Source organism: Hydrogenophaga sp. (assembly GCF_011772445.1).
Lineage (GTDB): Bacteria > Pseudomonadota > Gammaproteobacteria > Burkholderiales > Burkholderiaceae_C > Hydrogenophaga.
The window spans coordinates 39,425-59,613 of the sequence record NZ_WVZN01000010.1 but is presented as its reverse complement, the minus strand read 5'-3'; the positions used below and the strand labels follow the sequence as shown (position 1 = coordinate 59,613).

The window sequence follows — 20,189 nt, the reverse complement described above, 5'->3', positions numbered from 1 at the left end:
TGCTCAAGGGCGGGGCGATCACCAGCACGCAGCTGGCCGTGGACGAGCAGCGCAATGACTTCCACAACGAAGGTGGCGTCGAGCTGGAAGACGTGCACAACGAGGCGCGCTACAAGGCCAAGGCCAGCGGCGCGACGGTGGGCGCGGGCGGCCAGCTCGGCAGCAGCGGCGCGGGCATCGGATCGGACGACGGTCAGGCCAGCAGCACCACCAAGGCCAGCATCAGCGGCATCGCGGGTGACAAGGAAGCCCGAACGGGAGACGCCGAGACGGGGTTGGCGCCGATCTTCGACAAGGACAAGGACAAGGTCAAGGACGAGGTCAACGCCCAGGTGGTCATCACCACGGGGTTCGGGCAGCAGGCCGTGCCGATGGCCGCGAGCTATGCGGACCAGCAGGCGGTGGCGCTGCGCCGCGAAGGCAAGGAGGAAGAAGCCCGCAAGTGGGACGAAGGCGGCGAGTACCGCGTTGGGCTGCACGCGGCGATCGGCCTGCTCACGGGCGGCGTGCAGGGCGCGGTGGGGGCTGGCGCTGGTGCGGCGCTCGTGCCGGTGGTGGGGGAAGTCATCGCGGACTTGAACCTGCCCGAGCCGGTGCGTCAGGCGGTTGAAGCCCAGGCTGTCCGTGCCCGGCATGCGTGAGTCCATTCGCAACGGCATGGCTGAGCCGCTACCGACGTGCGCTCGCCGGCGAAAACCCTGAATGAGAAGGGGAGTCAGTTCGGGAACGGCAATTGCCGCAGCAGGTCTCTCCACCACCGGGAGCGACCCCATGCACATGTACCGCCGATTCACCGCCATGATCGCCACCTCCACGGTGGTCATGCTGCCCTTGATGTACCTGAACACGTATGCCGCCGACCACGTGTTCTTCAGCGAAACACGCTCCTACATGGCGCTGGTGATGGGGGCGGCCATGGCACTGATCATGCTGGCGTTCATGCACGGCATGCTGGCCAACCCGCGCTTCAACGCGGTGGTGGTGGTGGCAGCCATCGCCGTCTTTGCCGCCGCGCTGTGGCTGGTGCGCAGCCAGGCCAGCGTGGACCAGGTGTCGTACATGAAGGCGATGATTCCGCACCACTCGATCGCGATCCTCACGAGTGAGCGGGCGCACATCAGCGACCCCCGCGTGCGCCGTCTGGCCGATGGCATCATCGAAACCCAGCGGCGCGAGATTGCCGAGATGAAGGCGCTGATCAGCGAGCTGGAGGCTGCGCAGTGATCGGGGAAGCGGCGGCTGGCACCACCCGCTCTCGCACCCACCGCGTCGTCATGTCGATGAAGGCCCGCTTCGCCGGCCCACTCGTGATCAGGTGGTCCGTCGTCTCCAGCAGCTCGAAGGCCACCTTGGGCAACCACGGCTGCCCCGCGAACATGGCCGCGAACTGACCGCGGTGGTTGAACCACTCGGGTTGCCCGCCGCAGTACGCGAAGAGCAATTCCACGCCCTGATGGGTGAGCCGGTCGACGCGGCCCATGAATTCGGCCTTGGGCGGCGACACCGACATCTCGCCCTTGGGTTTTTCCGGGGTGTCGTCGGGCGGCATCAGGCGCAGCTTTCGCAGCGCCATCACACCGGCCTTCTGCGCGGAGCCGACGAGGCCTGCGCGGCCGATCTTGAAGGCGAGTTTGCGCAGGCGCGATTGCAGCGTGGGGTAGGCGAACATGTCCCACAGCAGCACGGCGCGCATGCGCTCGTCTTCCAGCGCCACGAGGTGGCCGATGATGGCGCCCGAGCACAGGCCCACCATGAAGAAGCGCGCGCAGCCGAACTGCGCCTGCGCGGCGTCCATCACCTCGCGCGTGTCGGCCACCCATTGTTCGGTGACGGAGCGCGTGCTCTCGCTGCGCTGGCTGTCGCCCAGGCCGCTCATGTCGAAACGCACCGAGGGGATGCCCATGGCCGCGAGTTCGCGCGCCAGCAGCACGTTGATGCGGTGCGGTCCGCTGCGCGGAATGACGCCGGAGTTGCTGAGCACGGCGATGACGGGCGCCGCCGCACCGGGGGCGCCCCGGGCCGGGGTGAAGGTGGCGACGAGGTGGCCTTCGGCGCCAACGATGCGGGTCTGCTCCTGCATGCTTAGGGTGTGTTCACACTATTTTTCCAAGTGCGAATGGGGTGAAAACAGCGCCAATCTAGGCGCGCGACGACGGCCAGGCTGGACGCCTGGCCTAGGAGTGCAACGACGAGTGGCGCTGTTTTCACCCCATTCCCTTCGGGTTGCGATCAGAAAGGCCATGCGCCGCGTTGCGAAGCCTCGCCGGGCCACCGGCCCGCCTGTGTTTCGCGCCTTGCGCATGGCCTTTCTGATCGCAACGCATCTTGGAAAAATAGTGTGAACACACCCTAGTCGATCGTGGAGAGAAGCACCCGCGGGATGTCGGGCGGCGCGATGGCGGTGCCCATGGCCTGGCTGGACATCCAGTCGGTGGGGTGTTCGACGGTGTGCAGCTTGAACGTGGGCAGGGCCGCGTGGCCGTTGAAGGGGTGGGGCTGGTCGCCGCGCACGGCGCAGGTGATGCGCAGGCCGCGGCGCAGTGCGGGCAGCACGTTGAGATCGGGCAGGGCGCGCAGCTCGGCGACGAGGCGGTCGCCGAGTTCGAAGCCCAGCACGTCGCCGGGCAGCGTGGGCTCGGCCACCTTGCCACTGCCGGCGATCTGTTCCCAGGGCTGGGCGAACATCATGGACAGTTCGGCCTTGTGGCCGGCGATGAGGGCGTCGAGGTAGTCGGCGCCATTGAAGACGGGCTCCCACAGGATGAGGTGGCGCGGCGGGTGTTTGGCCAGCAGCGCCGCGCGCAGGGCGGCCACCGCGCCCAGGCCCATGCCGAACCAGTGCACGGGAGGTCCGCCGTCCGCGGCGATGAGTTCGTGCGCCGTCAGGATGTCCTGCACCCAGTCGTCCAGCGACTGGGCGGATTCGTCGCCCGGTGAGTCGCCGGTGCCGTGGTAGTCGAAGCGCAGGGATTCGACGCCCTCGCGCGAGAGCCGCTCGCCGGCCACGCGGAAGGCGGCTGCGCTGCGCACGGCCTCCTGGCCCAGCGGGCGGCAGAGCAGGAAGCGCGCGCGCGGCGGTGCTGCGCCTTCGGCCGACACGTGAACCCCCACCATCGGCCGATCCCAGCGGCCAAAGTGCCTGATAGAGATGGTCATGGGTGCCGACGGTAACAGGCCCGCGCGTTCATTGCCTCACGCCCCTTGCACGAGACGCCGCAGCCGGGACATCAGGCCGCCGCCGCTCTTCGGGGCGCTGGTGGCGGCCTTGGCACCGGTGTCGGTGGTGGGCGCACCGGCCTGGCCGTCGTAGGCGGCGGCCAGTTGGGCCAGGGTTTCGGATACCAGGCGGCGCGGGCTCACTTCCTGGCCCAGGCGCTTCTGCAGCTTCTGCACGGCCTGCATGGCGCTGAGCGACGTACCACCGAGGTCGAAGAAGTTGTCGTTGCGGCGGATGGACGTGGTGCCCAGCAGCTCGCTCCACACGAGGAAGACCTCGCGCTCGGTGGGCGTGCCCTGGAAGTGGTCGGCGGCCGAGGCGGCGTTGTCGCGGCGGCGCAGGCGCGAGGCACTGGGCGCGAAGCGGCCGTCGGCCGTGGTGGCCAGGCGTTCGCAGCACCGCAGCTCGACGTGGGCGCGCGCGGCGGCGGGCACGAGCTGCACCAGGCGCTGGTCCACGCGCTGCAGCAGGGCGTCCAGGCCGGCGTCCTGCAGGCTGGCCTCGGGCTCGAGGCCGAGCAGCAGGCGGCGCGCGCCGTGGGCATCCACCTGCAGCGCAGTGGCGGCACGGGCCACCAGGGGCAGCCGGGCGATGTCCTGCTCCAGGGCATCAAGCGCGAGGCGTTCGCCCGCCAGGCAGGCGTACGCACCGTCCTCGCCGATGCGCTGCAGCACGCCGTCGGAGCGCCAACGCGCGAGCATGCCGGTGGCGCGCCAGGCGCCATCGGCTCCACGCGTCCACAGGGGCGCGCTCACGCCGATGGCGGCGAAGCGCTCGGCGGATTCACCGACGCGCAGGGTGTCGCACAGCAGGGGCTTGCCGACGTTGTCGTGGTCGGCGGGGCCGTGTGCCCAGGCCATGGCCAGCGGCTGACCGGTGGCGGCGTCGATGGCCAGGTTGAGGGTGCTGGCCTGGGTGTCGGCCAGGGCCTGCATCACTTCGGGGCTGGCCTCGCGCACGTCCAGCGCGGCGATGAGCGAGAGCGCGCGGCCGGCGTTGGCCTGCAGCAGCGCGGCCCAGGTGTTGGCGTCGGCAAAGACGAGGGCGGTGTTGTCGGCGTGCAGGGCCTCCAGGGCCTGGGGCGCGTTCGCAGCGTCGGCCAGCACCAGCTCCACGCCATGGCGCAGCGCCAGGCCGAGCAGGGCCAGGCGCAGGCCGGGCAGGCCGCCGTGGGCGATGAGGCGGTCGCCGGGCAGCAGTTGCACCTGCGCGGCCAGGGCTTCCACGGTGTCGCTCCAGCGGCGCGCGTCGAGTGTGGCACCGGCGGGCGCGCCAGGCCAACGCACGGCGCGGTTCGCGGCGAAAGCCGCCAGTGCCGAGGCCAGGGCCTCGAGGGGCTCGACAGCGGCGATGTCGACGGGGCCGCTGCCCGGGCCCAATGGGTCGCGCGCGGCGGCCGCACGCGCTTGCAGGGCAGGCCCGTCCAGTGCCTGTGTGCCGACGCGCAGCAGGGTCGCGCCTTCGCTGCGGGCCAGGGCCTTGAGCAGGTCGTGACCGCTGACGGGCGCGGCGTCGAGCGCGCGCAGGCGTTCCAGCTCGGCGGCGCTGGGCGTCAGCGCCTCGGCGACCTGGCGGTTCGGGTTATCGGCCAGGCCCATCAGGGTGGCCAGGAAGCGCTCGCGCAGCAGTTGCGCCGTGCTGGGCAGGAAGAGCTGCGTGTCGTACTGGATGCCGCCTTCGATGCCGCTGGGGATTTCCACCAGCCAGAAGTTCAGGTCTTCAGTGGCACCGCGGTGCTTGAAGCGCGTGCGCTCGTGCGAGAGCGGGCCCCAGTTGCCGGGACGCGCGCGTGCGTCCTGGAAGGTGAAGAGGGCCTGGTAGAGCCGTCCGTGCAGGCCGGGCTGCGCGGTCTCCAGCGCGGCCGACAGGCGTTCGAAGGGCACGTCCTGGTTGGCAAAGGCGTCCACCATGGTGGCGCGCACGTGCTTGATCCACTCCAGCCACGTCATCTCGGGCCGCACGGCCAGGCGCACCGGCAGCATGTTGTTGAAGAAGCCCATGATGGGCTCCAGGTCCGGGTGCGGGCGGCCACGCACCGGCACGCCAATGGTGGGCTCGGGATCGTGCAGCAGTTGCGAGGCCAGCACCGCGTACACCGCCAGCGCGACGATGCTCAGCGTGGAGCCGGTCTGCTTGGCCACCTCGCGCACGCGCTCGGCGTCGGCGGATTCGATGCGCATGTACTCGGTGGAGCCCACGCGCTGCGCACCGGGCAGGCGGGGCAGATCGGTCAGCGCAGGCGGCACGGGGCGCTTGAGGAACTGGCGCTGCCAGTGGTCGAGCTGGCCGGCGATCTCCTCGCTTTCCATCCACTCGTTGTGCCAGGCGGCGAAGTCCACGTACTGCAGCGGCATGGCGGGCAGCACGGGTTCGCGCTTCTCCAGCAGGGCCGAGTAGTAGGCGCTCATGTTCTCGTACAGCAGGTCGAAGGACCAGCCGTCCCACACCACGTGGTGGGTCATGAAGAAGAAGATGTGGTGCTGCGCGTCCAGGCGGATGAGCCGCGCGCGGAACAGCGGCGCCTGATCCAGCGTGAAGGGCTGGGCCACCCAGGTGGCCACGAGGTCGACCATCGCCTCCTCGCGCCGGTCCTCGGGCACGTGGCTGAGGTCTTCCACCGGCAGCAGCGAGCAGGGCACGCTGTCGAGCGTGCGCTGCACCCAGGTGTCGCCATCGCGCACGACGACCGTGCGCAGCGAGGCCTGGCGCCGCACCATGGCCTGGAAGGCCTGGTCGAAAAGGGCCTCGTCCATGGGCCCGCGCAGGCGGTGGGCCGAGGGCACGTTGTAGACCACGCGGCCCGGGTGCATCTCTTCGATGAAGCGGATGCGCTCCTGCATGAGGGTGAGCGGGGCCTGGCGGCGCTCGGGCTGGTGCACCAGCGGCGGGCGCTGCGGGGCCTTGCCGCCGCGCTGCTCGTCGATGGCGCGCGCCAGCTTCTGCACCGTGGGCGACTCGAACAGCACGCGCAGGTTGAGCTGCAGGCCCAGGCCCTTGTTGAGCTGGCCCATGAGCTTGGCCGCCAGCAGCGAGTGGCCGCCGAGCGCGAAGAAGTCCTCGTCGGCACCGATGGCGGGCAGCTTGAGCACGGCCTGCATGGCGTCCAGCACCGCGCGTTCCGTCTCGGTGGTGGCGGGGGTGAGCGGGCCGCTGGACACCGGCACCGTGGCCACGGGCGCGGGCAGGGCCTTGCGGTCGATCTTGCCGTTGGGCAGCAGCGGCATGGCATCCAGCAGCACCACCTGCTGGGGCAGCATGTAGTCGGGCAGGCCGCCGCGCAGGGCGTCGCGCAGGGCGGCGGGTTCGGGTGTGGCGCCGGCCGAGGGCACGGCGTAGGCGATCAGGCGCACGTCGCCGGGCGTGTCCTCGCGCGCCATGACGACGGTGCGGGCGATGCCGGGCAGCGCGGCCAGGCGGGCCTCGATCTCGCCGAGCTCGATGCGGTAGCCGCGGATCTTGACCTGGAAGTCCAGGCGCCCGAGGTGCTCCAGGCCGCCGTGGTCGAGCCAGCGCGCCAGGTCGCCGGTGCGGTAGAGGCGGGCGCCGGGCACGTTGCTGAACGGGTCGGGCACGAAGCGCTCGGCGGTGAGCTCGGAGCGCTTGAAGTAGCCGTTGGCCACGCCGGTGCCGCCGATGCAGAGCTCGCCTTCCTGGCCGATGCCGCAGGGCTGGCCCTGTTCGTCGAGCACCCAGACCTGCGTGTTGGCGATGGGGTGGCCGATGCTGATCTTCTGCGCGGCGTCGGTGATGCGGCTGAGCGTGGACCAGACCGTGGTCTCGGTCGGCCCGTACATGTTCCACAGCTCGATCTTCTGGTCCAGCAGTTTGGCGGCCAGCGAGGGCGGCAGCGGCTCGCCGCCGCACAGGGCGCGGAAGTTCGCGGGTGCGCGCCAGTCGGCGTCCAGCAGCATGTGCCAGGTGGTGGGCGTGGCCTGCATCACGTTGATGCGCTGATCCGCGATCAGGCGGCCGAGCACCTCGCCGTCCATGATCTCCTCGCGCTGGGCGAGCACGGTGCAGGCGCCGGTGACCAGGGGCAGGTAGAGCTCCAGCACCGCGATGTCGAAGGACAGGGTGGTCACGGCGAGCAGGCGGTCGCTGGCGGTGAGACCGGGCTCGCGCTGCATGGTCATGAGGAAGTTGCTCACCGCGCGCTGCGGCACGGCCACGCCCTTGGGCTTGCCGGTGGAGCCGGAGGTGTAGATCACGTACACCGGCGCGTCGCCGCCGGGGTTGTGCGGCGCGGGCAGGGCGGTGGCGGGCGCGGCATCGATGAGGGTGCGGTCGTCGTCGACACGCAACTGCCGTTCGCGCGGCAGGCCGGCCAGTTCGGCGTGCGCCGATTCGGTGACGACCAGGCGCAGCTCGGCGTCCTCGGCCATGTAGCTCAGGCGGTCCTTGGGGAAGTTCGGGTCCAGCGGCACGTAGGCGGCGCCGGTTTTCAGGATGCCGAGCAGCGCGGGCACGAGCTCGGGGCCGCGCGAGAGGCACACGCCCACCAGGGCGCCGGGGCCGATGCCGCGCTGGGCGAGCAGCTGGCCGAACTGGTTGGCGCGTTGTTCGAGTTGCGCGTACGTGAGCGAGGTGCCGCGCGCGATCACGGCGGTGGCGTCGGGCGTGGCCTGGGCCTGTCGGCTGATGGAGGCTTCGACGCGCGTGTTGAGGTCGAAGGGCACGTCGGTGGCGCGATTCCAGGCGGCGATGCGCGGGTCGATGGCGGCGGTGGCGGCCTTCATCGGCGTGCTCGCGGTCGTCGGTGTGCCGGCGCTCGCGGCGGGCTTGCTCAGCGCGGGCGCGCCATTGAGCCGGTCGATCTGCGCCAGCAGGCCGTCGACCAGCGACTGCGCACGCTCGAGGCTGAAGAACTCGGCGCTGTGGTGCAGGTCCAGCGTCAGGGCCGCGTCCTGCTCGTAGAAGTTGAAGAACAGCTCGGCCAGCAGGCCCTGTTTGCGGCCTTCGTGCATGGCGGCGCGCAGCGGCAGGTAGCCCGAGAGATCGACCTTGGGGTTGAGGTTGAAGTAGATGCCGGTGAGCGGCGGGCGGTCGCCGCGGCTGGGCAGGCCCAGGGCGCGGGCCAGGGTGCCCTGCGTCATGACCGGGTACTCCAAGGCATCCATGAGGTGCGAGCGCACGCGGGTGAGCAGCGCCTCATCGGTGTCCTGCGGTGAGCACGACAGTCGCAGCGGCAGATCGAGCACGCCGTCGGCCATGAGCGGGCCGTGGCGCTGCAGCGACTGGCTGGCGTAGGGGATGCTGACGACGAATTCGCCCTGGCCGCTGCGTTCGTGGATGAGGCGCGTGACGGCGGTGAGCAGCCACTGGAACAGCGTGGCGCCGCGCGCCTTGGCGCGGGCGCGCAGTTGCTCGAGCCGCGCGCCGTCGATGCGCACGCGCACGGTGTCGGCGCTGAACTGGCGGCGTCCGTCGGGACGTCGGTCGCCCAGGTTCACGGGCGGCGGCGGCTGGCGCATCACCTCGGTCCAGAACGCCAGCGCTTCTTTCGCCTGCGGACCGTCCTGACGGGCCTGCTCGCCGATGGCGAAGGCCAGCGGCGATTCGGCGGGCTTGGCGAAGGCGGGTGCCATGCCCTGGCGGCGCGCCTGGTAGGCCTCGGCGAGTTCGGCGTTGAAGACGCTGGAGGCCCAACCGTCGAAGATCAAGTGGCTGGCGACGACGTGAACGACGACGCGGCCGTCGGACAGATCCAGCAGGCTGAAAGCGGCGAGCGGTGCCTGATCGAAGGGAAAGTCGCGCCGGCTGGCCTGCGTGCAGAAGGCGTCGAGCGCGGCATCGGCGTCGGTCTCGCCGCGCAGGTCCACCTCGGCGATGGCGACCGGCTGTGCGGGGCGCAGGCTCTGGCGCGGCTCGGTGGTGTCGAAGCTCAGGTGGAAGGCGGCGTGGCGCGTGGCCACGTCCTGCAGGGCCTGGCGCAGCGCGGCCTTGTCGACCTCGCCTTGCAGGCTCACGCAAAAGGACTCGTTGAGCGCGCGGCGCGCGTTGTCGTCGAAGGCGCCGACCAGCCAGCGCTCGGTCTGGCCCGGGGCCAGCGCGGCCTCGGTGGGGGCGGGCGTGGCCGGTTCGCCGGACGCGGCGTCGAGCGGCAGGCCGCCGCCGGGCGAGCCGCCGTCGCGGCGCGTGATGAAGCCCAGGGCCATCAGCTCGTCCAGCGCCTTGAGGATGGTGTCGGCGATCCGGTTCGTGATCTCCTCCGTCATGGCCTCGGTCACGAAGTGGCCGAACTGCTCGTACACGTGCAGGCCGAGGTGGCGGATGAGGTAGTAGAAGAGGCTGACGTTCTTCTGCCCGTCGTCCCAGTGCAGGCGCCAGATGGACGCGCAGTTCACCGCGCTGCAGGGCGCGCCGCGTTGGGCAAAGCCGGCGTTGAGGCGGTCGATCATGCGCTGGGTGCGGGCGTTGATCTCGCTGTAGAACGCAGGGCCCGCGCGGTCGATGTGCTCCAGCGAGGCCTTGGCCGCGGCCAGGGCCAGCGGGTGGCGCACGAAGGTGCCGGCGAAGTAGGTGACGCCCGCTTCGGGGTAGGAGTTGTCTCCGTACTGCCAGTGGCCGCCGTCCAGCGCGTCCAGCCAGTTGGCATTGCCCGCGATGGCCGCGAAGGGCAGGCCGCCGCCGATGACCTTGCCGAAGGTGGAGATGTCGGCGCGCACGCCGTAGAACTCCTGCGCGCCGCCGCGGGCCACGCGGAAACCCGTGACGACCTCGTCGAAGATCAGCGCGCAGCCGCTGGCGTCGGCAATCTCGCGCAAGGAGCGCACGAACTCGCGCGGGCGGATGTTGGGGTACTTGTTCTGGATCGGCTCGGTCATGATGGCCGCGAGCTGCGGCCCCTGCTCGCGCAGGACCTTGAGCGATTCCTCGCTGTTCCAGTCGAGCACCAGGATGTTCTCGACCGCGTTGGCCAGGATGCCCGGCGCGGCGGACAGCGAGCGCAGCTGTTTCGTGCCGCGCACGATCACCTCGTCGAAGATGCCGTGGTACGAGTTGGTGAAGATGGCGATCTTCTTGCGGCCGGTGACGGTGCGCGCAATGCGCATGGCGCCCATCACGGCCTCGGAGCCGGTGTTGCAAAAGCCCACGCGCTCCATGCCGGTGAACTTGGAGATGAGGTGTGCCACGTCGGCCGACAACGGGTGCTGCGGGCCGACTTCCAGACCGCGGTCGAGCTGCTCGTGCATGGCCTTGAGCAGGTAGTCCGGCTGGTAGCCGAGCATGTTGGCACCGAAGCAGGAGAGCAGGTCGATGTACTCGTTGCCGTCCAGGTCCCACAGGCTCGCGCCCCTGGAGCGGTCGACCACGATGGGGTAGACGAGGTCCTTCCACATCGGGTTGAAGCCGGTGACCACGCGCGGGTCGGCCATCACCTTGCGGTTGTCCTGGCTGAAGGATTTGGACTTGGCGGTGCGCGCGTTGTATTTCGCGATGAAGTCGTCGATCCAGCGGTGCTGGGCGGGCGTGAAGTCCTGGCCGGCCTGCAGCGTGAGGCGCGGCGAAGCGCCAAAGGGCTTTTCCACCAGGGACTTGATGGAGGGCTGTTCGTTGCTCTCGCTGGCGGCGGGCGCGGGGGCGCTGGCGCGGGCCACGGGGGCGGCCACGTGGGCGGCGGACGTCGCGGGCGCAGCGACGGGGAGCGGCGCGGCGGCGGCCGGGGCCACCGGCGTGCCCGCCAGCAGCGCGAGTTGCTGCGACATCAGCTGCATCTGCTGCTGGATGAGCGTGTGCAGCGCATCGCCCTGGCCCGTGGCCAGCGGTGTGGCATTGAAGGCGGGCAGCGCAATCGGCTGCTGCGGTGCGGCCTGGGCCATGGCGGCGGGCGCTGCAGCGGGCGGGACGGGTGCCGGCGCAGCGGCCGGCGGCGCGAAGCGCTCGGGCGGCATCTCCGCGTCGAGCAGCACCGCGAGCTTGCGCGTGTTGTCCAGGTCTTCCAGCAAGCGGCGAAAGCGCAGCTTGACGCCGAACACGCGCTCGATCTCCAGTGTGGCCTGGGTCAGCGACAGCGAGTCCAGGCCCTGGTCCACGAAGGTGGCCTCGGGCGTGATCTCGTCGGCGGGGATGCCCGAGACATCGCTGAGGATGCGTTGCAGTTCGGCTTCGACGGCGGGTAGACGGCTCATGGCGATGGGGGCCTGCTGGGGTGCGGAAGCACCGGTCGATGAAAGGGGTGTGGCGGGGGCGCGGCGCGTGAACCAGTGGCGCTCGCCGCCGAAGGGGTAGGTGGGCAGGGCCGCGCGCGGGGCGCTGGCGGCCACGGGCCAGGCGATGTCCACGCCCGCGCTCCACAGCACGCCGATGGCGGCGAGCGCGTGCGCGGCGGGCTCGCCGGGCTGGTTGGCGGGGCCCAGCAGGGCCAGGTTGCGTGGCGCCGCGTTCTGCGCGCCACGGTGCTGGCGCACCAGGGCCGACAAGGCCTGGCCGGGACCGACCTCGAGGAACACGCAGTCGCCCTGTGCGAGTTCGGCGTTCACGGCCTGGCTGAAGCGCACCGGCGCGCGCACCTGGCGCGCCCAGTAGGCGGGGTCGGTGGCCTCGGCGGCGCTGAGCGGCGCGCCGCTCACGCAGGAGTAGACGGGCAGGCGCGGCGCGCTCAGGCGGGCCTTGGCGAGTGCGGCCTGCACGCGCGGCAGCGCGCCGTCCATGCTGGCGCTGTGGAAGGCGTGCGAAACGCGCAGGCGCGTGCAGTGAACCTCGCTCGCTTCGAGATCCCTTGCCAGCGATTCGACGGCATCGACGGGGCCGGCGACCACGGTGAGCGTGGGCGCGTTGATGCCGGCGATGTCGATGTTGGTCGGCAGGCGGGCGCGCAATTCGTCGGCGCCCAGGCGCACGGCGAGCATGGCGCCGGGCGGCTGATCGGCCATGGCCTGGCCACGCGCGACCACGGCGGCCAGCGCGTCATCGAGTGAGAGCACGCCCGCATGGCAGGCGGCGGCGTATTCGCCGATGCTGTGGCCGATGAGCGCGGCGGGCTTCACGCCCAGGGTGTCGAGCCAGCTCGCCAGGGCATAAGACATGGCGAACAGCGCGGGCTGCGCGTGGCGCGTGTCGGCCAACTGGCGCGCGATGGCCTCGTCGGCCGGCTCGGCTTGCACGAGCCAGGGCAGCAGGTCGTTGCCGCCGAGCAGGGGCTTGAGCGCCTCGGTGCAGCGCTGCAGGGCCTCGGCGAAGGCCGGGACCTCGTCGAACAACTGGCGCGCCATGCCGGGGTGCTGCGAGCCCTGCCCGGGGAACAGGAAGACCAGGCGCGGCGAGGCGAGCGCGGCCGTGGGCGACTTCGCCGCGCGCAGCGCCTCGATGGCCTGGGCGGTGGAAGTGGCGACCACGCTCAGGCGATGCGCCATCGCCCGGCGGCCGCGCATCAGCGTGGCGGCCACGGCGGGCAGGGGCAGTTCGGGGTGGGCCTGCAGGTGATCGGCCAGCGCGCGGGCGCGGGCCAGGGCCTCGTCGGCGGTGCGGGCGGACAGCGGCAGCACCCAGCGCTGGCCCTCGCTTGCGTCGTCCGATGCGGCGGCGGTGGTGGGCGCGGCCTCGATGACCACGTGCGCGTTGGTGCCGCCGACGCCGAAGGAGCTGATGGCCGCGCGGCGCGGCGCCTCGCCGTGGCCATCGGTCCAGGGCGTGTTGCGCGCCACCACCTGGAAGGGCGTGCGCGCGAAATCGATCTGCGGGTTGGGCTGCGTGTAGTGCAGCGTGGCCGGGATCACGCCGCGCTGCAAGGCGAGCGCGGCCTTGGCCAGGCCCACCACGCCGGCGCCCGCGGCCAGGTGGCCGATGTTGCTTTTCACGGAGCCGATGCCGCAGAACTGCGTGTCGGCCGTGTCCTCGGCCCAGGCCTTGCTGAGCGCGCTGATCTCGATCGGGTCGCCCAACGCGGTGGCGGTGCCATGCGCCTCGACGTAGCCGATGCTGCGCGGGTCGATGTCGGCATGCTCCAGCGCCATGCGGATGGCCTCGAGCTGGCCCGCGACGCTGGGCGCGGTGAAGCTGGCTTTGTCGCCGCCGTCGTTGTTGATACCCACGCCGCGCACCACGGCGTAGATGGTGTCACCGTTGGCGATGGCATCGTCCAGCCGCTTGAGCACCACCATGCCGCCGCCGCTGGCGAACACGGTGCCGCTGGCCTGCGCGTCGAAGGGGCGGCAGTGGCCGTCGGCCGATTCCATGCCGCCTTCCACGTGCAGGTAGCCCGTGGCCTGCGGCGCGTGCACGTTGGCGCCGCCCGCCAGCGCGATGTCGCACTGGCCGCTGGCCAGCGCATGCCAGGCCTGCGCCACGGCCACCAGGCTGGTGGAGCAGGCGGTGTGGATGCTGATCGCCGGGCCCTTGAGGTTGAGGCGGTTGGCGATGCGCGTGGCGACGTAGTCCTTCTCGCTCGCGAGCATGGTGGCGAATTCGCCCACCTGGCGGATGAGTTCGGGGTTCTCCTGGCGCAGCGCGAGGGCGTAGGCGTTGTTGCCGGTGCCCGCGTACACCCCCACGCGTTCATGGAGGCGCGTGTGGTCGATGCCCGCGTGCTCCAGCGCGGTGATGCTCAACTCCAGCATCAGGCGCTGCTGCGGGTCGAGCATCACGGCTTCACGTGCGGAGACGCCGAAGTGCGCGGCGTCGAAGCGCTCGACGTCTTCGAGCGCGCCGTGCGCGGCCACGAAGTTGGGGCGCGCGCGCAGCTCTTCAGGCAGCGAGGGGTCGAGCTCCTCGGGGCGGAAGTGACGGATGCCCTCGCGGCCATCGAGCAGGTTCTGCCAGAAGGACTCGAGGTCGGGCGAGCCCGGCACGCGCACGGCCATGCCCACGATGGCGATGCCGCCACCGGCGTTGGCGGGCGCCGCACGGCGCTGGCGGCGCGGCGCGCTGGCCGCGCCGGCCATGGCCTGCGCGATGCCGGCCAGGGTGGGGCGGTCGTACACGTCGGCCACGCCCAGGGTGTGCACGCCGGCCTCGCGCACGCGGGCCACGAAGCGCATCACCAGCAGCGATTTGGCGCCCAGGTCGAAGAGGTTCTGGCCGTCGGCGATGCGCTCGACGCCCAGCAGCTCACACCACAGGCGGCGCGCGAGTTCGAGCGGGTTGCCGGTGTCCAGCGGGCTCGCATCCAGCACGGGCAGCGGCAGGTTGCGCCGGTCGATCTTGCCGCTGGGCGTGACGGGCAGGCGGTCGAGCACCACGTAGCGCACCGGCACCATGTACTCGGGCATGCGCGCGCGCAGGTGCTGGCGCCACTGGGGCGGGAGGCTGGCCGCGTCGCCGGCCGCGCCGGGGTTCAGCACCACGTGGGCCACGAGCTGGCGGCCCGCGCCGGGCACGTCGGGCGCGGTCACCACGGCTTCCTTCACTGTCTCGTGCGCCATCAGCGCGAGTTCGATCTCGCCGGGTTCGATGCGGAAGCCATCGACCTTGACCTGCTGGTCGGCGCGGCCGAGGTAGGTGAGCGCGCCGTGTTCGTCGCGGCGCACCAGGTCACCCGTGACGTACCAGGTCTGGCCAGGCGCGATGTCGGTGCGGAAGCGCTCGGCGCTCAGGTCGGCGCGGCCCAGGTAGCCGTTGGCCAGGGTGTCGCCGCCCAGCAGGAGCTCGCCCACGGTGAAGCCTTCGCCGTCGTCGTGCGCCTCGCGCAGCATCACCTGCACGTGGGGCAGGGCCTTGCCGATGGGGGGGATCTCGGGCCATTGGGCGGGGTCGCCCGTGAGGTCGTGCGCGGTGACGACGTGGCTTTCGGTGGGGCCGTAGTGGTTGTGCAGTTCGGCGCCGGGCAGGCGCAGGAACAGGGAACGGATGGCGGGGCTCACCTGCAACTGCTCGCCGGCGCTCACCACCTCGCGCAGGTGGAGCGGGGCCTCGTCGCGCGAGGCGTCGGCGATCATCTGCAGCGCCACGTAGGGCACGAAGATGCGCTCGATGCGGCGCTCGATCAGCGCGCGGTGCAGCAGGCCGGGGTCGCGTCGCTGGATGTCGGGCACCAGCACCAGCGTGCCGCCGGTGGCCATGGTGGAGAAAATCTCCTGGAAGTGCACGTCGAAGGACAGCGGCGCGAACTGCAGGGTGCGCGCGGCCTGGCCCAGGCGCGCGTGCGCCACGTGCCAGTCGATCAGGTGGCGCAGGGGGCGCTCGCCCATGGCCACGCCCTTGGGGCGGCCGGTGGAGCCGGAGGTGAAGAGGACGTAGGCCAGGTCGGGCTCGGCCGCGTGCAGGCCCGTGGTGGCTGGGGCGGGGCGTTCCAGCGTGGGCAGCGCGCCCACGCGCTCGCCCAGTTGGGCCAGGGCCTGTTCTTCACCCACCACGGCGCGCGGCTTCGCATCTTCCAGCATGGCCGCCAGGCGTTCGGCGGGGTAGGCCAGGTCCAATGGCACGTAGGCCACGTCCAGGTGGGCGGCGGTGAGGATGTGAACGATGGAGTCGGCCGAGCGCGTGGCGGCGATGGCGATGCGCTCGCCACGGCGCACGCCCGCGCCGCGCCAGCGGCGCGCGCCGTCTTCGACGCGCGCGAGCAACTCGCGGTACGTCAGCGTCTGACCGTCGGCGGTTTCCAGGGCGGGCCGCCCGGGCCAGGCCTGCGCCGCAAGGACGAGCCAATCACCCAAACGGGACACGCGCCGCGCCGATGGTTCCGTTCGAGCTTTCGTGTCCATCCTCACCTCGTAGAACCAGAGCCGGAGAATCTAATACAAAATGACGCCAGTCGAAACCGACTGTAACCACGGCGTTCCCGCCAGCCAATTCCCGTGGCTCCGCGGTTGTGAACTTTTTGACGGTACCGGTGGCGGTATGGGGTATCAGTCGCCAAGCGGTGCGTGAACCCCTTTTGGCGGCTGGATGCGGGTACCGGTAAAGCAATTGTGTTGATATTTGACATCTGATGCATCGCCATTTCGTGGAGATATTGCACGCTTTCGTGTGCATCGAAGGTACGAAGATGTCAAACGCTGTGCTAGTTTCGCCGGGTCCCGCTGGCCAATGAACGCCGGCCCCTGCGCAATTCAATTGGAGGCGTCCGCATGACGAGCCCGACTTCACACGACGCGCAACGCGTCAGCCGCGAGGCCGAGATCTACGACAACGACGAGCTGGAGCGAGACCGCCTGGAAGCGGTCATGGAGTACACGCAGATGGGCCCCGCGCGGCGGCGGCGCGACGAACTGATCCGCGCCGTGCATACGCGCCACACCGACACGCGCGTGCTCGAGGTGGGCAGCCAGGCCTGGGAGGCCCACTACCTCAAGTGGAACCTCAAGCCCACGCAGCTCACCTGCATCAACATTTCCGACCGCGAGCTCGACAAGGGCCGCCAGGTCGCCCAGGCCAAGGGCCTGCCGGTGGAGTTCAAGCTGATGGACGCCCACGAATTGCAGTTCCCCGATGCCACCTTCGACCTGGTGTTCGGCACGGCCATCCTGCACCACCTGGAGTTCGAGCGTGCGGTGAAGGAAATCGCCCGCGTGACCAAGCCGGGCGGTGAGATCCTGTTCGTCGAGCCGCTGCTGCTCAACCCGGTGGCGCGCCTGGTGCGCGCGCTCACACCCAAGGCGCGCACGCCCGACGAGAAGCCGCTGGCGCGCGAAGAACTCGACATCCTGGACCGTTACTTCGCGCCCAAGCACCTGTACACCGACCTGTTTGCCTTTCCGGCGGCGGTGGTGTCCAAGGCCGTGCGCGCGCGGCCCAGCAACTGGATGGTGAACGCGGCGGATCGCTTCGACGCGGCGATCGCCTCGTCCATGCCCTCGCTCGGCGCCTACTACCGCACGGTCACCGTGCACGGCACGCGCCGCGTCTGATTCCACCGCGCCCAGCCGCCCTCACGATGGTCGCCGGCTACCGCCCGATCACGCACCCGGACCTGCGCCCGGTGCCCGCCCAACGCTCGTCCGAGCGACCCATCCTGCTCGTGGTGGTGGACACCGAGGAGGAGTTCGACTGGTCCAGGCCCTTTGACCGCGACTCCGTGGGCACGGAGTCGATTCCGGCGCAGGACCACGCGCACGCGGTGTTCGACAAGTACGGCATCGTGCCGACCTACGTGCTCGACCATGCCGTGGCGCGTTCGGCCCCGGCCGCGGCCTATTTGCGCCGCCTGGTCGACGCGGGCCGCGCGCACTTCGGCACGCACTGCCACCCCTGGGTGACGCCGCCGTACGAGGACGAGGTCAACGACTACAACTCCTTCCACGGCAACCTGCGGCCCGAACTGGAGGCCGCCAAGCTGGAGGCCAGCACGGACGCCGTGGCCCAGGCTTTCGGGCAGCGTCCGCTCATCTTCAAGGCCGGGCGCTATGGCGTCGGTGCCGCCACGCTGGGCGTGATCAGGCGCCTGGGCTACCGCATCGATTGCAGCTTCGTGCCCGCCACCAGCTTCGAACGCGTGCACGGCCCCAACTTCCTGGGCACGTCCATGCACCCCTTCTTCGTGGACGAGTCGTGCGAGTTGCTGGAGGTGCCGCTGACCGTGGGCTATGGCGGGCGGGCCTGGTGGGCGGGGCAGCGCTTCGGCGGCTTGTGGGACAACCCCCTGCTGCAGCGCCTGCGCGTGCAATCGGTGCTGAGCCGCTCGGGTGTGTTGTGGCGCGCGCGCCTGAGCCCGGAAGGCTTCGACGCGGACACGCAGATCCGCTTGATGGAGGCGCTGCTCGCGCAGGGGGTGCGGGTGTTCAGCCTGACCTATCACTCACCGTCGCTGGCGCCGGGGCACACGCCCTACGTGCGCAACGAGCAGGACCTGCAGGAGTTCCTGCGCCGCATTGACCGCGTCTGCGCGCACTTCCGCGACCGGCTGGGGGGAGAGTTTTCGACCCTGACGGACCTGTGGCGTGACGCGCTCGCCGCCACGCCGGCCACCCCGGCCGCGCCGCACCGGCCTGAAGCGCTCGCGCCTCAGCGCGGCACGATCGCGTAGGACGGATCGCTGGAGAAGCCGCGCGCGCCGGAGTCCAGCAGCGGCGTGAAACCCTTCCAGCGCGCGTAGGCGCTGGCCGCGTTGTTGGCGTTGGCGTTGCTGGCCGCAGCCAGCATGCCGCGAGCCACCGCCGCGTAGCCACCCGCCCAGTCGGGGTAGGCCGGGTCACCCGCCAGGGCGGTGCTGCCGCAGCTGGCCGAGCCGTAGTTGATGCGGAAGAACTCGCTCCAGCTGTTGACGTAGCTGCCGCCGCTCATGGTCTGCAGCCAGTAACCCGCGGCGTGGCTGGTGCAGAAGCCAGCCGATTGCGTGCTGGCCAGGAAGCGGTCGATCTGCATGCGGCCCACGCTGTTGAGCACGGTGGCCGCGTTGGGCACGTTGTTCTCCGCCAGCCACGCCATCACGGTGGCGAAGAAGTCCGACTCGTACGAGGGCGTCTGGTTGTTGTTGTACTGCGAGATCAGCGCGCCCATGGGCGAGAACAGGCTGCCCGAGCGGCCCGGCCCGTAGGTGTTCAGGGCCCAGCTCATGTTGTTCGACAGGATGGTGTCGAAGTAGCTGTTCATCGGGTGCGTGTCCGGCGCCGCGAACGACGCCTCGGCAATCGAGCGCAGGCCCCAGGCCTGCCCGCGCACCTGCTCCGGCATCAGCAGGCCCTTGTCGCGTTCGCGGTAGATGGGGTCGTTGGCGGCGATGTTCCAGGCGGCCCAGAACATCATCTCGTCGAGGTAGAACGCGTCGCCCGTCACGAGGTAGGGGATGTAGGCGTAGGAGCCCTGGTGCGCGATGTCGGGTGTCCAGTTGCTGGAGCCGCCGCTGGGGACGGAAGGACTGGAGCTGCCATAGCGCAAGGCGATGCCGGGGTGACGCACGACGCTGATCGGCTGGTCCGTGGCCTCGTCGCGGTAGTGCACGGGGGCGCTGGCGGCGGCGTCGGCATTGGCCAGCATCGAGGCACGGGCGCGATCGTCCTGCGTGATGAGGTAGAGCGCGGTCCAGCGCGGCAGCGGCGCGATCTCGTCACGGCCGCCGGTGCCGGGCATGTCGGTCGTCAGTTTGGCCGCGCCCATGGGATTGGTGTTGGAATTCGCCAGCGAGCGCGCTTCTTCGGACAGCACGCTGTCGGGAATGCTCAGGCCCAGGTTGTAGTTCCAGGTGGCACGGGTGGCCAGGAAGTAGGGCATGTGGTGGCGCACACGCAGGTTCGGGTTGCCACCGCTCCACACCACCCGGTGCCAGCGGGCCTTGCTCGAGTGCGTGAAAGATGGCTGCGAGAGCAGGGTCTGGCCGTTGGCGGTGACCGTGAGCGAGTAGGTGAGGTTGGAGGGATTGGACTTGAGGGCCCAGTTGTTCTCCATCACCACGTCGGTGCGGATCTGGCCGGTCTTGTACAGGCGCACATGCAAACGGGCCGTGAGGCGGTCGTTCAGGGGCGACACGACATTGAACTCGCTGGCGACGGGGCCGTGCAGGCGGCGGCCACTGCCGTTGGCGATCTGCTGCTGCAGCTGCGCCTGCGGGTTGGCCACCAGGGTGGTGCCGTCGGACAGGCGGGCCGTGATCTGCAGGTTCCAGGCGGGCGCGGCGGGCAGGGACACGCTGGTGCTGGTGCGGGCGGCCGGGTAGAGGTTGACGATGCGCGCGGCGTTGGCCGTCAGGCTCGGCAGCGAGAGGCTGAGCACGGCGAAACGCACCGATCCGTTGGGGTGGGTGGAGACCTCGTCCATCTGCACCGGCACGGCGTTGCCCGCGCTGTCCTCGGCGCGCAGGCCCTGGCTGCTGGCCAGGTCGCCGACCCGGAACGGCTGGCCGAACGTGACGGGCACATTGGCCTGGGTGCTGCCCGAGGTGATTTCCACGCAGGTGATGGCGCCCGACGCGCAGGACAGCCCTCCAGGACCCACCGGTGCCGCGGGCAAGGGCGAAGGAGACGAATCGCCGGATACCACCTGGGACGGGTTGTCGCTGACCAGTCCGCTGCCGCCACCACCGCCGCCACCGCCGCAAGCGGCCACGACACAGGTGGCGGTCAGGAGGGCTGCAAACATGGGCCGGCGGGCGTGAACCTCGAGA

At 70.7% G+C, this 20,189-nt stretch carries 7 protein-coding genes and 1 pseudogene; 4 read left to right on the top strand and 4 right to left on the bottom strand.

The window, feature by feature from the left end; all coding sequences use genetic code 11:
* Both GTO19_RS04560 and GTO19_RS04555 read left to right on the top strand, forming a co-directional pair.
* Positions 1-641, top strand: a pseudogene (locus GTO19_RS04560) (hypothetical protein); the annotation flags it as partial.
* Positions 642-771: 130 nt separating this feature from the next.
* Positions 772-1,224, top strand: a complete 453-nt coding sequence (locus GTO19_RS04555) for a DUF305 domain-containing protein (protein WP_291017621.1) — start codon at positions 772-774, stop codon at positions 1,222-1,224.
* On the opposite strand, the gene GTO19_RS04550 is transcribed toward GTO19_RS04555, so the two are convergent.
* The 3 genes from GTO19_RS04550 to GTO19_RS04540 form a co-directional block, all read right to left on the bottom strand.
* The gene (locus GTO19_RS04550) at positions 1,199-2,080 is read right to left on the bottom strand and encodes an alpha/beta hydrolase (RefSeq protein WP_291017619.1); all 882 of its coding nucleotides are present in this window, start codon (positions 2,078-2,080) and stop codon (positions 1,199-1,201) included. The two genes, GTO19_RS04555 and GTO19_RS04550, sit on opposite strands and share 26 nt — an antisense overlap.
* 269 nt (positions 2,081-2,349) lie before the next feature.
* A complete protein-coding gene (locus GTO19_RS04545; RefSeq protein ID WP_291017617.1) occupies positions 2,350-3,156 on the bottom strand; it encodes an alpha/beta fold hydrolase in 807 nt (268 codons plus the stop codon).
* A 36-nt stretch (positions 3,157-3,192) separates the two neighbouring features.
* Positions 3,193-15,816, bottom strand: a complete 12,624-nt coding sequence (locus tag GTO19_RS04540; protein WP_291017615.1) for a non-ribosomal peptide synthetase/type I polyketide synthase — start codon at positions 15,814-15,816, stop codon at positions 3,193-3,195.
* 405 nt (positions 15,817-16,221) lie between these two features.
* Here GTO19_RS04540 and GTO19_RS04535 point away from each other — a divergent pair, with 405 nt between their 5' ends.
* Entirely contained in the window at positions 16,222-17,001 is a 780-nt protein-coding gene (locus GTO19_RS04535; RefSeq protein WP_291017612.1) for a class I SAM-dependent methyltransferase, read from the top strand.
* Positions 17,002-17,027: 26 nt separating this feature from the next.
* Positions 17,028-18,116 (top strand): glycosyltransferase, encoded by a 1,089-nt coding sequence (locus tag GTO19_RS04530; protein WP_291017609.1) that lies wholly within the window; start codon positions 17,028-17,030, stop codon positions 18,114-18,116.
* Here the strand turns inward: GTO19_RS04530 and GTO19_RS04525 are convergent.
* Positions 18,095-20,164, bottom strand: a complete 2,070-nt coding sequence (locus GTO19_RS04525; RefSeq protein WP_291017606.1) for a hypothetical protein — start codon at positions 20,162-20,164, stop codon at positions 18,095-18,097. The genes GTO19_RS04530 and GTO19_RS04525 overlap by 22 nt on opposite strands.
* Positions 20,165-20,189: the final 25 nt, after the last annotated feature.

Bases quoted from the DNA above. Each gene is read 5' to 3' on its own strand.
- GTO19_RS04555 (WP_291017621.1), top strand. From the start codon at position 772: ATGCACATGTACCGCCGATTCACCGCCATGATCGCCACCTCCACGGTG.
- GTO19_RS04550 (WP_291017619.1), bottom strand. From the start codon at position 2,080: ATGCAGGAGCAGACCCGCATCGTTGGCGCCGAAGGCCACCTCGTCGCC.
- GTO19_RS04545 (WP_291017617.1), bottom strand. From the start codon at position 3,156: ATGACCATCTCTATCAGGCACTTTGGCCGCTGGGATCGGCCGATGGTG.
- GTO19_RS04535 (WP_291017612.1), top strand. From the start codon at position 16,222: ATGACGAGCCCGACTTCACACGACGCGCAACGCGTCAGCCGCGAGGCC.
- GTO19_RS04530 (WP_291017609.1), top strand. From the start codon at position 17,028: ATGGTCGCCGGCTACCGCCCGATCACGCACCCGGACCTGCGCCCGGTG.
- GTO19_RS04525 (WP_291017606.1), bottom strand. From the start codon at position 20,164: ATGTTTGCAGCCCTCCTGACCGCCACCTGTGTCGTGGCCGCTTGCGGC.